This is a genomic window from Streptacidiphilus sp. MAP12-16, assembly GCF_041262165.1.
Classification (GTDB): domain Bacteria; phylum Actinomycetota; class Actinomycetes; order Streptomycetales; family Streptomycetaceae; genus Streptacidiphilus.
The window spans coordinates 120,242-133,252 of the sequence record NZ_JBGCBY010000006.1 but is presented as its reverse complement, the minus strand read 5'-3'; the positions used below and the strand labels follow the sequence as shown (position 1 = coordinate 133,252).

At 73.5% G+C, this 13,011-nt stretch carries 12 protein-coding genes; 2 read left to right on the top strand and 10 right to left on the bottom strand.

Annotation, left to right across the window (positions count from 1 at the left end; translation table 11 throughout):
- Nucleotides 1–356 precede the first annotated feature (356 nt).
- Nucleotides 357–1,520, top strand: a complete 1,164-nt coding sequence (locus ABIA33_RS09685) for a winged helix DNA-binding domain-containing protein (protein WP_370079299.1) — start codon at nt 357–359, stop codon at nt 1,518–1,520.
- On the opposite strand, the gene ABIA33_RS09680 is transcribed toward ABIA33_RS09685, so the two are convergent.
- Nucleotides 1,510–4,329: an AAA family ATPase gene (locus tag ABIA33_RS09680; protein WP_370079297.1), complete on the bottom strand. Its 2,820-nt coding sequence runs from the start codon at nt 4,327–4,329 to the stop codon at nt 1,510–1,512. The two genes, ABIA33_RS09685 and ABIA33_RS09680, sit on opposite strands and share 11 nt — an antisense overlap.
- Nucleotides 4,330–4,524: 195 nt before the next feature.
- On the opposite strand from ABIA33_RS09680, the gene ABIA33_RS09675 reads away from it, so the two are divergent.
- A complete protein-coding gene (locus ABIA33_RS09675) occupies nt 4,525–4,899 on the top strand; it encodes a nuclear transport factor 2 family protein (RefSeq protein WP_370079295.1) in 375 nt (124 codons plus the stop codon).
- Between the two features lie 300 nt (nt 4,900–5,199).
- Here the strand turns inward: ABIA33_RS09675 and ABIA33_RS09670 are convergent, their stop codons facing one another.
- From ABIA33_RS09670 to aroC, 9 genes are all read right to left on the bottom strand, one after another.
- On the bottom strand, nt 5,200–6,165 hold the full coding sequence (locus tag ABIA33_RS09670) for a hypothetical protein (RefSeq protein WP_370079293.1): 966 nt from the start codon (nt 6,163–6,165) through the stop codon (nt 5,200–5,202).
- A gap of 218 nt (nt 6,166–6,383) precedes the next feature.
- Nucleotides 6,384–6,824, bottom strand: coding sequence for a transcription antitermination factor NusB (gene nusB / locus ABIA33_RS09665; protein ID WP_370079291.1), 441 nt, complete (start codon nt 6,822–6,824; stop codon nt 6,384–6,386).
- A gap of 2 nt (nt 6,825–6,826) precedes the next feature.
- Nucleotides 6,827–7,393: an elongation factor P gene (gene efp, locus ABIA33_RS09660; protein ID WP_370079289.1), complete on the bottom strand. Its 567-nt coding sequence runs from the start codon at nt 7,391–7,393 to the stop codon at nt 6,827–6,829.
- A gap of 75 nt (nt 7,394–7,468) precedes the next feature.
- Nucleotides 7,469–8,587, bottom strand: a complete 1,119-nt coding sequence (locus ABIA33_RS09655) for a M24 family metallopeptidase (RefSeq protein WP_370079287.1) — start codon at nt 8,585–8,587, stop codon at nt 7,469–7,471.
- Nucleotides 8,588–8,663: 76 nt separating this feature from the next.
- The gene (locus ABIA33_RS09650) at nt 8,664–9,542 is read right to left on the bottom strand and encodes an AAA family ATPase (RefSeq protein WP_370079285.1); all 879 of its coding nucleotides are present in this window, start codon (nt 9,540–9,542) and stop codon (nt 8,664–8,666) included.
- A 122-nt stretch (nt 9,543–9,664) separates the two neighbouring features.
- Complete coding sequence (gene aroQ, locus ABIA33_RS09645) at nt 9,665–10,120, bottom strand: type II 3-dehydroquinate dehydratase (protein WP_370079283.1); 456 nt, start codon at nt 10,118–10,120, stop codon at nt 9,665–9,667.
- Entirely contained in the window at nt 10,117–11,229 is a 1,113-nt protein-coding gene (gene aroB, locus ABIA33_RS09640) for a 3-dehydroquinate synthase (protein WP_370079281.1), read from the bottom strand. Before aroB ends, aroQ begins: the two co-directional genes overlap by 4 nt.
- Nucleotides 11,226–11,753 (bottom strand): shikimate kinase, encoded by a 528-nt coding sequence (locus tag ABIA33_RS09635; RefSeq protein ID WP_370079279.1) that lies wholly within the window; start codon nt 11,751–11,753, stop codon nt 11,226–11,228. The genes aroB and ABIA33_RS09635 overlap by 4 nt, the downstream gene beginning before the upstream one ends.
- Nucleotides 11,750–12,934: a chorismate synthase gene (gene aroC, locus ABIA33_RS09630; protein ID WP_370079277.1), complete on the bottom strand. Its 1,185-nt coding sequence runs from the start codon at nt 12,932–12,934 to the stop codon at nt 11,750–11,752. The genes ABIA33_RS09635 and aroC overlap by 4 nt, the downstream gene beginning before the upstream one ends.
- Between the last annotated feature and the right edge of the window lie 77 nt (nt 12,935–13,011).

The following is a 13,011-nucleotide window of genomic DNA, read 5'->3' as shown; positions in this document are numbered from 1 at the left end:
TCCTCTCCGGTCCGGCCACGCGGAGTGCGGCCGTTCGTTCACCGGTTTCCGCGAGGCTAGCCAGAATCTGACGAACCATCAATAAACGCGACGCCGCGATCTGCGCAGGCAGGATCCGCCCCCGAGGTAGCGGTCGGTCCTGCGGCCTGGGGAGCTGTAGGGCTCGGGCGCCCACCGTCCGGCACCTCCGCTTGCCGCGTTGCCGCTCTGACATCAGCGGCCGGCGCCGCGGGGCCTTGCCACAAAGGCATCCCGGCGCCTTGCCATCGAAGCCACGCGGCGGAGCCGCACAGTGTCACGGCGACGGCGTGCACTGACCCGAGCCCTACCGCTCCCCAAGCCGCTAACGTGGTGCCGTGCAGATCACCGCCGCCGAACGCCGGGCGCGCCTGGCGGGCCGCCATCTCCTCGCCCCCTCCGCGCGCGCCCGGGGGCCGGAGGCCGTCGCCGACACGCTGGTCGGTCTGCACGCCACCGACCCGGCGACCGTGTTCCTGGCGGTGGCGGCGCGCATGGTCGAACCGAGCCCGGGGGCGATCGAAGCCGCGCTGTACGACGATCCGGCACTGCACCGGCTGCTCGCGATGCGCCGCACCATGTTCGTCGTCGGCCGCGAGCTCGCGCCGATCGTGGACTCCTCCACCGCCCGTGCGGTGGCCGCGAAGGAGCGCAAGGGCCTGCTGGCCTTTCTCGCCGACGGCGGTGGCTGGGACGCCCGGTGGCTGGCCGCCGCCGAGGAGGCGACCCTGGCGGCGCTCGCGGACGGGACGCCGCGTACCGGCGCGGAGCTCGGTGAGGCTGTTCCCGCCCTGCGTGAGCAGGTCCTCGTCGCCGTGGGCAAGCCCTACGAGACGACTCAGGCCGTCGCCAGCCGGGTGCTCCGGGTGCTCGCCGCAGAGAACCGGATCCGCCGCGACCGGCCGCGCGGGACCTGGGCCTCCAGCCAGTTCCGCTGGGTCCCCTGCGAACCCCTGCCGCAGCTGCCGGCCGCCGAGGCCAAGGCGGAGCTGGTGCGCCGCTGGCTGGCGACCTACGGCCCCGGCACCGAGGCCGACCTCAAGTGGTGGACCGGCTGGACCCTCGGCGACGTGCGCAAAGCACTGGCCGCCGTGGGCGCGCGCCAGGTGCAGCTGGAGGACGAGGGTCCGGGATTCGTCCTCCCCGGGGACGGGGACGACGAACCCACCCCGGCGCCCGCCCCCTACGCGGCGCTGCTGCCCGCCCTCGACCCCACCGGGATGGGCTGGCGCGACCGCGACTGGTACCTCCCGCCCCGGCACACCGCCGAGTTGTTCGACCGCACCGGCAACATCGGCCCCACCGTGTGGTGGAACGGGCGGATCGTCGGCGGCTGGGCGCAGCGCCCGGACGGCGAGCTCGTCTGGCGGCTGCTGGACGACGTCGGCGGCGACGCCACCGCAGCCGTCGAGGCGGAGGCCCAGCGGCTGTCCGCCTTCATCGGCGACGTACGGATCACGCCGCGCTTCCGCACGCCCCTGGAGCGGGGGCTCAGTTCGTAAGGACCCCGGGCAGTTCGGCGCGGGAGGCGACGCCCAGCTTCGGGTACGCCTTGTAGAGGTGGTAGCCGACGGTGCGCGCGCTGAGGAAGAGCTGCGCGGCGATGTCGCGGTTGGACAGGCCCTGCGCGGCGAGCCGGACGATCTGCGACTCCTGCGGGGTCAGCAACGCCGGCGCGCCGGGGGTGCGGCCCTGCGGGGCGACGGTTCCGGTGGCGCCCAGTTCGCTGCGGGCCCGACCGGCCCAGGGCGCGGCGCGGAGTTGCTCGAAGCGGGCCAGGGCCGAACGCAGCGGCGTGCGCGCCTCTGACCTCCGGCGCTCCCGCCGCAGCCACTCCCCGTAGAGCAGTTCGGTGCGCGCCAGGTCCCAGGGGCGGTGCTGCTCGGCGTGGAGTCCGAGCGCGGCGAGGTAGCGCTGTTCGGACTCGGCGTCATCGCCCAGGAGGGCCTCGCAGCGCAGGACCAGCGCCGCCGACCAGGGCTGTCCAGTGTGCCCGGCCCAGCGGGCGAAGTAGGCGAAGGCATCGGCGGCGCGCTGCGGTTCGCGCAGCCGTACCGCCGCCTCGACCAGGTCCGGTACCGCGCGCAGCGCAGCGACGTGGTGCCGCTGCGGGCCGTGGACCAGCGCCTCCAGCCGGGTCAGGGCATCCTCCGCGCGACCGTGGCCGAGGTCGAGCAGGCCCAGCGCCCACTGCGTCCACGGCCTGCCCGCGGGCCCCGCTGCCAGCGACAGGTCTGCTGCGTCCCTGGCCGCCTGCTCGTCACCGCCGGTCGCCGCCAGGTGGGCGAGGAAGCTGTGCATCTGGCTGGCCCACTGGCGCTGGCCGATGTCCTCGGCGATCCGCAGCGACTCGGTGGCGTGGGTCAGGGCCTCCTGCTGGAGGCCCGTGAACAGTTCCGCCTCGGCCAGGAAGAACAGCAGCGTCGGCAGTGCCCCCACCGCGCCCACCGCGCGGGCCTCCGCGACGAGCTCCCCGGCGAGGCGGGCGGTCTCGTCGTCGCCGCCGAGGATCAGCGCGGCGCCGCACACGGTGACCAGGTCCACGGGGACGACCGCTCCGGCGTGCCTGGCGCGGGCGGCGGCGTCGGCCGCAGCGGGCGCGGCGCCGTCGGCGCGTCCGAGCAGCAGCCCGGTGACATCGACCAGGTAGCGGACCAGCGGGGCGGCGGGCTCGTCGGGGCCGAGCGGGAGCGCCGCGAGACGGTCCCGGACCAGTCCGACGGGTTCCTCCCCCAGGTACCAGGCGGCGTGGAACGCCTGGATCAGGACCCGGGCGGCGTGCTGCGGCGCGGTGTCGGCGATCAGGTCGGCGGTGCGCAGCAGCAGGTCGAGCGCGGCCTGGTGGGAGCCGTGCCAGAACCGGGTGGTGCCCTGGACGAACAGCAGCTGGGCCTGGGTCAGCACATCGGCGGAATCGGCGTCCTGACGCAGTCGCTGCAGGGTCCGCTCGGCGAGTTCGGCGGCGCGGTCGGGTTCGCCGCCCTCGGCGGCGGCCTCTGCGGCGTAGGCGTAGCGCCGGGTGGCGTCTCGGGTGTCCGGGCTGAGTCGGGCGGCGCGTTCGTAGGCGGCTGCGGCTCCGGCGTGGCCGCCGCGCCGGGCCGCGTGCTCGGCGGTGCGTTCGAGTTCGGCGGCGATTGCTTCGTCGGGGCCGGTGGCGGCGAGGGCGAGATGCCAGGCGCGGCGGCCGGCACCGTCCGGGCCGCGGCTCACCGCCTCGGCGAGGGCTCGGTGGGTTGCCATGCGCTGGACCAGCGGGGCGCGCTGGTGGACCGCGGAGCGCAGCAGCGGGTGCCGAAAGACCAGGCGCTGCCCGACCTCCGACGGCCCGTCGGAGGGCACCGGAGCCGAGGACGCCAGCCGGACCAGTCCGGCCTCCTCGGCGGCACGCAGGTCCTCGGCGGCAGCGCCGAGGGTTGCGGCGGCGCGGAGGACCACGTCGAGGTCGCCGGTCTCCTCGGCGGCGGCGACGAGCAGCAGGGTCTGCGTCGCGGCCGGGAGGCGGCTGACCTGCCCGTGGTAGGCGAGTTGGAGCCGTCCGGCGAGCGGGACGGAGCCGGTCGGCCCGAGCGGTTCGACCAGGCCCGCCGCTCCTGGCGTTCCCGGCTGTCGGGCGCCGAGCGCCGCGGGCAGCTCGCTGAGCGCCAGCGGGTTGCCGTGCGCTTCGGCGAGCACCCGGCGGCGTGCCGATGGCGTGAGCGTCGTGGCCGACGCGGCGAGCAGGGCGGTCGCGGCGGCCTCGGCGAGCGCGCCGAGCCGCAGTTCGGGCAGTCCGGGTGCCGCCCAGGAGCCCTCACCCTCCCTGGCTGCCAGCAGCAGCACGACGCCCTCCGCCTGGAGCCGCCGCGCGGCGAGCAGCAGCGCCTCGGCGGAGGCCCGGTCAAGCCACTGGGCGTCGTCGACCAGGCACAACAGGGGCCGGTCCTCAGCGAGTTCGGCCAGCAGTGTGAGCACGGCGAGCCCGGCGAGGAGCCGGTCACCGGCCTGGGGGGCGTCCGTGCCGGTGTCGGCGAGGCCGAAGGCACGTTCCAGGGCCCGGCGTTGCGGTCCCGGCAGGCTTGGCAGCCGGTCCAGGGCGGGGGCGAGCAGCAGGCTCAGCCCGGAGAAGGGGAGTTCGGCCTCGTACTCGACACCGGTCGCGCGGAGCATCCGGAACCCCTTGCGGCCGGCCGTCGCGGCGGCGTGCTCCAACAGGGCGGACTTGCCGATGCCCGGCTCCCCGCGCAGCACCAGCACCCCGCTGGTGCCGTCGCCGGTGGCGGCGGTCAACAGCGCGTCGATGGACGCCTGTTCGTCCTCACGCCCGTACAGCACTCGCCACTCCCCCGGTCTCGGCCTCCCGCGAACCCTATCCAGCCTGGCCGGTCATCGCCTTTCGGAAAGTACCTAAGCACGACAGATTCCCGGTTTTCCGCTCCTGCGTAGCTTCTTGACCTGCGGGGACAACGAGTCCCCGGCTTGCGGACCGGCAGCCGGCCGGCAGTCGAGAAGAGAACCGGAGCACCAGCCATGAGCGACCTTCGCAGCCTCCAGGACCTGGCCGAGCGCTACCTCGCCACCTGGAACGAGACCGACCCCACTGCCCGCCGCCGGCTCGTCGCCGACCTGTGGGCCGAGGACGGCAACTACACCGACCCGCTGGTCTCCGCCGACGGCCCGGACGCGATCGACGCCACCCTCGGGGCGGTGCAGGGCCAGTTCTCCGGACTGGTCTTCACCCTCGGCGGTCCGGTCGACGCCCACCACGACATCGCGCGCTTCACCTGGGAGCTGGGCCCGCAGGGCGGCGAGGCGCTGGTCATCGGCTTCGACGTGCTGGTCGCCGATGCCGACGGGCGGATCAAGAACGTGCACGGCTTCCTCGACAAGGTGCCCTCGGCCTGACAGCAGGCGCCTCCGCGATCTCCGCGCGGGGCTGCTCCCACAGTCCCGCGCGGAACCCGCAGCCCCCTCCCCACAGCAGACTTCGGAAGCGACCTGATGACGACCTCCACCGCCCCAGCCATCGTCGCGCACCCCACCGATCCGGCGCCGCCTCCCCGGCGCCTGCTTCTCGTCGTCCTCACCGTCACCTTCAGGACGCTGATGCGGTTGCTCCCGCCCGACCCCGGCGGTCTTGACGTCCGCACCGCAGGGCGGGGCGTCACCACCTGGGTGGTGACGCCCCGCCCTGCGGTTCCGGGGTCACTCCAGCGCGATTTCGTCAAGCGCGAAGCCGGGTTCCGCCGACGCGCCCGACAGGCAGACCGCGATCCAGGACGTGGCCGACGCCGACAGGTCGAGCAGCACGTCCGCGGCGTTGCTCGGGGCGTAGCCGCTACCGTCGAAGGCCCAGCCCCAGGCCACCGATCCGCGTTCGTCACAGTGCCCGGACAGCAGCACGCCGCCGGGGAGCCCCAGGGCGTGGGCGGTGCACAGCAGCGAGCAGAACAGGTCCAGGTCGGCCTCCTCGATCCGCAGCACCGAGTCCCGGTCGAGCAGCAGGTCCGCCCAGGCCTCCACCGGCCCCTCCGGCGGTCGCACCGAGCAGACCAACCGGAACCGGCCGGGGCCGGCGCCGACCAGCATCCGCCGCAGCGCCTCGGCGCCCTGCTCGTAGGCGTGGCGCAGCAGTTCCTGCGGGAAGGTCCCGGTCAGCGCGGCCTCGGCGGTCTCGGCGAGCATCCGCTCCAGCCGGCGGTGGACCAGTCCGCGTTCGCGGGCCCGGATCAGCCGCCCCAGGAACTCCGGCAGCGGTTCCTCCTCGTAGGTGACCCACTCCACGTCGGCGGCCGGGTCGGCGGTGTAGGCGGTGTGGCTCTCCGGATCGGCCGGCGAGAGGCCCCAGCGCTCGCAGTAGTCCACCAGGTCGCCGGGATGGAAGGCGCGCCCGCGGACGACGCCCCCGGCGGCGCTGAGCTCGTCCAGCAGTTCCTCCAGGTCGCGCAGGTAGTCGGCGAAGGAGGCGTACTCCGTACCGCCGTCGCGGCGCAGCCCCTCGAAGTCGGCCCAGCTGGTGATGACGCCGAGCAGGGTGGGCGCGGGTGCCGCCGGGGGTGCGCAGCGCCGGGAGCGGGAGTCCTCGTGGCGGCGGGAGACGCCGCGGCAGGGGGACGGCGCGGGGGCGGCGAGGCGGGTGGTGGGGCGGGTACGGGCGTGCCTGGCGGCCATGGGGGTCTCCTGTTGGGCAAGGGTGCGGTTCTGGGGGGAACCGCGGGAAGGGGTGCGGCCGGTGGGCCGCTACTCCCGTCCTCCCCCGCCCCGAGCAGCCCATACGCACTCTCTGTCACAACTCTGTCACCAAACGTGACGCTCCGTGGCGCAGAGAAAGCCCGGCACGTCCCGTCCGGGTCGAACCGGGCCTCCGAGGCCTTACGGACAGGCCCTGGCTAGTCGCGCGTGGCGCGCAGCGAGGGCTTGAGCTCCTTCAACCGGGCCAGTAGCCCGTTGACGAACGCCGGGGAGTCGTCCGTGGAGAACTCCTTGGCGATCTCCACGGCCTCGTCCAGGACGACCGCGTCCGGGACGCCGTCCTCCCAGATCAGCTCGTACGCGCCCAGGCGCAGCACGTTGCGGTCCACGATGGGCATCCGGTCGAGCGTCCAGCCCACCGCGTAGGTCGCGAGCAGGTCGTCGATCCTGGCGGCGTGCTGGGTGTAGCCCTCGACCAGCTCCATCGTGTATTCGCTGACCTGCGGCGTTCCCTCGTCCGGGGTCCGGGCGCGGCGCACCCAGTCAGCGAGGACGGACTGCGGGGCGACGCCCCGGTGGTCCGCCTCGAAGAGGATCTGGAAGGCGCGCGTGCGGGCCTTGTTGCGTGCTGTGGACACGGTTAGCTGTTCACCCGGCCGAGGTAGTCGCCGGTGCGGGTGTCGACCTTGATCTTCTCACCGGTGGTGATGAACAGCGGGACGCCGATCTCGTGGCCGGTCTCCAGGCGGGCGGGCTTGGTGCCGCCGGTGGAGCGGTCGCCCTGGACACCGGGCTCGGTGTACTCGATGACCAGCTCGACCGAGGTCGGCAGCTCGACGTAGAGCGGCGCGCCCTCGTACATGGCCACGGTGGCCTCGAAGCCCTCGAGCAGGTAGTTGGCGTTGTCGCCGAGCACCGCGCGGGTGATGTGGATCTGGTCGTAGGTGTCCATGTCCATGAACACGAAGTCCTCGCCGTCCTTGTACGAGAACTGCATCCCGCGCTTGTCGACGCTGGCCGTCTCGACCTTCACGCCGGCGTTGAAGGTCTTGTCGACGACCTTGCCGGACAGCACGTGCTTCAGCTTGGTGCGCACGAAGGCCGGGCCCTTGCCGGGCTTGACGTGCTGGAACTCGACGACGGACCAAAGCTGGCCGTTGTCGAGCTTGAGCACCATGCCGTTCTTGAGGTCGTTGGTGGAAGCCACGGTCGCACTAACTCCTGAGATATCGCTGTCTGTCAAGCAACAGAACCAAGAGTCGTGTCCATGGACCCGCGAGGGTCACAGGGCGAGGAGCTCCTTGGTCGTGATGGTGAGCAGCTCGGGTCCTCCGTCCTCGGACGGCCGGACGACGAGCGTGTCCTCGATCCGGACCCCGCCGCGACCCGGGAGAGAGACCCCCACGCCGACGGTTACCGGCACACGATTGTCAAGCTTACCCAACTCCTGGAGGCCGAGGTGCGGCTCCTCGCCGATCTCCAGCCCGACACCGGCGCCGGAGGTGTCGTACGGGTGCCCGAAAGCGTGGCCGAGCGAGTCGAGCACGCGGTGCGCGGCGCGGTCGGCCGCGTCCTGCCCGGCTCCGACGGCGAGGGCCTCGCGGGCGGCACGCTGCGCGGAGAACACCTGCCGGTGCAGCTCGGCCTGCCAGTCGGCGGGCCCGAGGCCGACCACGAAGGTCCGGGTCGCCGACACCCGGTAGCCGCGGTAGCAGGCTCCGAGGGCGACGGTGAGGAAGTCTCCCTCCTCGACCCTTCGGTCACCGGACGCGTGGGCGGCGCGCCCGGAGTGGTCACCGGTGCCGACGCGCACCGGGAAGGCCGCGCCGTCGGCGCCGTGGTCGATCATCCGCCGTTCGAGTTCCATGGCCAGATGCCGTTCGGTGCGGCCGGCCACGATCGACTCCAGCAGCTCGCCCAGGGCCTGGTCGGCGATCTCCCCGGCGATCCGCAGCAGCGAGAGCTCCTGCTCGTCCTTGACGGTGCGCAGTTGCTCGACGGCGCAGCCGAGGTCCCGGATCTGCCGCAGCGAGGCAGCGGCGGTGACGGCCCGGTGGCGGGCGACGGTGAGGTCGTGCTCCTCCACCCCGAGGCTGCTGCCGCCGGAGCAGCGGGCCGCCAGGACCACCGCCGGGTCGTCGGCGGGACCGGTGCCGACCCGGGTGAGGCCCCCGCCCAGGTCCGCGTCGGACCACAGGCCCGCTGCGGCGAGGACGGCCGCGGCAGGGGTGACCAGCAGCGCCCGCGCTCCTTCGGCGCTGTCGCTGCCGACACCGGCACCGCCTGCGCTGCCGGTGAGCCAGCGGAGGTTCGCGGGGTGCGTGATCAGCGCCGCGTCGAGCCCGGTGGCGCTGCAGCGCTCGCGCAGCCGGTCACGGCGTTCTACGTGCACGTCGGACATGCTTCCGAGGGTAGGTACGCCCGGCGGATACCGCCGCCCGGGAGGGCCGGGCGGGCCCGAGGGCTGCAGCTGCGGCCTACCAGCTGCGCGGTCGGGCGAGGCTGTGATTTACCAGGATTTGCGCGAGAACCTGGTCCAGGGCCGCGGCGGTGCCCGGGACGTCCAGCTTGGAGTTGTCGATGATGGGCAGTCCGGAGCCGTACCAGCCGGCCATCCGGCCGTGGATCCGGGCGACCTCCTCGTCCTCCAGTCGGCGGACGCCGGAGCGCTGGGCGTTGCGCGCCAGCACCACATCCAGGCCGGGGAGCAGGACCACGGGGAGCAGTTCGGGGCCGACGTGGCGCTTCCAGCCGCCGAGCCCGATGGCGGGGCGGTCGGGGAACACCGCGTCGTCGATGATGCAGGAGATGCCGTTGGCGAGGTAGTTGCGGGCGGCGAAACCGCAGGTGCGACGGGCCAGCCGGTACTGGGCCTCGGACTGGTCGTTCCACCCGGACTGGGGGTTGGCGAAGCCGGAACGCACCCATTCGCGGACGTCGTCGAGGCTGATGTGCGCGGTCGGAGTGCGCCGGTGGTCGGCCCAGTGGCGGGCGACCGAGGTCTTGCCTGCGCCGGCCGGGCCGATGAGCAGGACCGCGACGGGGCCGAGGGGGACGGCGTGCGGGTGTCCGACGCCGGGCGGAAGCGGCGCGGTGGGAGGGGTGGGAAGCAGGAAGTGGCCGGTCGCGACCGGGGTCTGCGGGTGCTGGGAATGCCGCGGGTGCGGATGGGGCAGCTCGCCGTAGCCGCCGGCCTGCCCGCCCTGCCCGCCCTGGGTGACATGTGTGGCATCTGTGTCATGCGTGGTGTGCGGGGCCTGGGCGGCGGACGCGGGGACGGCCCGCAGCTGCAGTGTGGCCCTGGGCGGCCCCGGTGTGGGTGCGGGCAGACTGCCCGGATAGTGCCCCTCGCTCACCGCCCACCTCCCGCTTCGCCCGCACGACTGGGGTGACGATACCGCGCCGCCCGGCAGCCTTCACCCTGTCAACGTTACGAGTGGGCGCGGGGTTTCATGCAAGAGGGCCCGGCTCGGAGGTCTCAGACCAGGGCGCGCAGGGCGAGCTCGTAGGAGCCGATGCCGAAACCGGCGATGGTGCCGGAGGCGACGGCCGAGATCACCGAGGTGTGCCGGAACTCCTCACGGGCGTGCGGGTTGGAGATGTGGACCTCGATCAGCGGCGCCGTGCGTTGCGCGGCGGCGTCCCGCACAGCGTACGAGTAGTGGGTGAACGCGCCGGGGTTGATGACCACGGGCAGTCGGCCGTCGGCCGCCTCGTGCAGCCAGCGGATCATCTCGCCCTCGTCGTTGGTCTCGCGGACCTCGACGGCCAGGCCCAACTCCTTGCCGAGGGCGGTGCAGCGCTCCACCAGACCGGCGTAGGTCGTGGAACCGTAGACGTCGGGCTCGCGGCTGCCCAGCCGACCCAGGTTGGGCCCGTTGAGCACCAGCACCCGCTGCGGTCCGTCCGTGCGCCCCGCTTGACGCTCCGTCACTTCGCCACCTCGGCGTATGCGGCGACCAGCAGCGTGGGGTCGGGGGCCTCCAGCACGGTCGGCTTGGCCAGACCGTCCAGGACGATGAACCGCAGCATGTCCGCGCGGGACTTCTTGTCGAGCCTCATGGTGTCCAGCAGCTTCGGCCAGGCGTCGGCCTGGTACGTCAGCGGCAGGCCCACGGACGCCAGTACGGCCCGGTGACGGTCGGCGGTGGCGTCGTCCAACCGCCCGGCGAGGCGGCCGAGTTCGGCGGCGAAGACCATGCCCACGCTGACCGCCGCGCCGTGCCGCCACTTGTAGCGCTCGTTGCGCTCAATGGCGTGGGCGAGGGTGTGGCCGTAGTTGAGGATCTCGCGGCGGCCCGACTCCTTGAGGTCGCCGGAGACGACCTCGGCCTTGACCTTGATGGACCGCTCGATCAACTCGGCGGTGTGCGGTCCCTGGGGCGTGGTGGCGGCCTGCGGATCGGCCTCGACCAGGTCCAGGATCACCGGGTCGGCGATGAAGCCGGTCTTGATGACCTCGGCCAGCCCGCTGATGTAGTCGTTGCGCGGCAGTGAGTCCAGCGTCGCCAGATCGGCGAGGACCCCGGCCGGGGGGTGGAACGCGCCGACGAGGTTCTTGCCCTCGGCGATGTTGATGCCGGTCTTGCCGCCCACGGCGGCGTCCACCATGCCCAGCAGGGTGGTGGGCATGGCGATCCAGCGCACCCCGCGCAGCCAGGACGCGGCGACGAAGCCGGCCAGGTCGGTGGTCGCCCCGCCGCCGACGCCGACGATCACGTCGGTGCGGGTGAAGCCGGTCTGCCCCAGCACCGACCAACAGTACGCGGCGACCTCGGCGCTCTTCGCCTCCTCGGCGTTGGGCACCTGCAGGGCGATGGCCTGGTATCCCTGCGCCGCGAGGTCGTCGCGGATCGCGTCGCCGGTGGCGGACAGCGCCTCGGGGTGGATCACCGCGACGCGCTGGGCGGAGCCGCCGATCAGCGCTGCGAGTTCGCCGAGCAGGTTGTGGCCGAGCAGCACGTCGTACGGGGCAGTGCCCGCGGTGCCGCCGACGCGGACCCGGGTCACGTCGTGCGCATTCGCTGCCTGACTGTCTGTCATGCCTTCTCCAGCTCAAGGGCGGTGAGGACGGCGTCGGCCACCTGCTCGGGCGTGAGGCCGTCGGTGGCCACGACCACGCGGGCGACCTCGGAGTACAGCGGACGGCGCTGGGCCATGAGTTCGCGCCAGCGCGCCCGGGGGTTGCCGATGAGCAGCGGCCGCGGGGCGTCCAGGCCGACGCGCTTGACCGCGTCGTGCAGGGTCACGTCGAGGAACACCACGGGGTGGGTGGCAAGCAGCGCTCGGGTGTCCTCGCGCAGGATCGCGCCGCCGCCGAGCGACAGCACGCCCTCGTGCTCGACCAGGGCGGTGCGCACCGCGGCCGCCTCCAGGGCGCGGAAGTGCGGCTCGCCCTCGTCGAGGAAGATGTCCGCGACGGGCTTGCCCGCGGTGGCGACGATGTCGGCGTCCGTGTCGCGGTAGGCGGCGCCCAGGCGCTCGGCGACGATCGCGCCCACCGTGGACTTGCCGGAACCCGGCGGACCGACCAGGACCACCGAGGGGCCGTTCGACCCGCCGGTCATCGGACGACGAGGTTGTCGAGGTAACCCTGGACGTTGCGGCGGGTCTCGCTGACGTTGTCGCCGCCGAACTTCTCGGCGACGGCATCGGCGAGCACCAGCGCGACCATCGCTTCGGCGACGATCCCGGCTGCCGGGACGGCGCAGACGTCGGAGCGCTGGTGGTGGGCCTTGGCGGGCTCGCCGGTGCGCACGTCGACGGTGGCCAGGGCACGCGGCACGGTGGCGATGGGCTTCATCGCGGCGCGGACCCGCAGTAGTTCACCGGTGGAGAGGCCGCCCTCGGTGCCGCCGGAGCGTCCCGAGGTGCGGCGCACGCCGTCCGGTCCCGGCACGATCTCGTCATGGGCCTGCGAGCCGGGGATTCGGGCGAGCTCGAAGCCGTCGCCGACCTCGACGCCCTTGATGGCCTGAATGCCCATCAGGGCGGCGGCCAGCCGGGCATCCAGGCGACGGTCCCAGTGCACGTGGGAGCCGAGGCCCGGCGGCAGGCCGTAGGCCAGCACCTCGACGACCCCGCCGAGGGTGTCGCCGTCCTGGTGGGCCTGGTCGATCTCGGCGACCATCGCCTTCGCGGCGTCCACGTCCAGGCAGCGCACCGGCACCTCGTCCAGCCGCGCCTCGTCGGCGGGCAGGGGCAGCAGCCCGGCGGGGGCCTTGGCCGCGCCGAGCTCGACCACGTGCGAGACCAGCTCGATGCCGCAGGTCTCCTTGAGGTAGGAGCGGGCGACGGCGCCGAGGGCGACCCTGGCCGCGGTCTCGCGGGCGCTGGCGCGCTCCAGGATCGGCCGGGCCTCGTCCAGGGAGTACTTCTGCATGCCCGCGAGGTCGGCGTGACCGGGGCGGGGACGGGTGAGCGGCTCGTTGCGGGCCAGTCCGGCAAGGATCTCGGGGTCGACCGGGTCGGCCGACATGACCTGGTCCCACTTGGGCCACTCGGTGTTGCCCACCATGACGGCGACCGGGCTGCCGAGGGTCAGGCCGTGGCGGACGCCGCCGAGGAAGGTGACCTGGTCCTGCTCGAACTTCATCCGGGCACCGCGTCCGTAGCCGAGCCGGCGCCGCGCGAGCGCGTCCGCGACCGTCTCGGTGGTGACGGGGACGCCGGCCGGAAGGCCCTCCAGCGTCGCCACGAGTGCGGGGCCGTGCGACTCCCCCGCCGTCAGCCAGCGCAAGGTACCCAACGGTGCTCCTTCTAGATCCTGTCGTGCGTCGGAACGATCCTCCCACGACAGGAGCCGGAGGTCAGAATTCCGTCCAG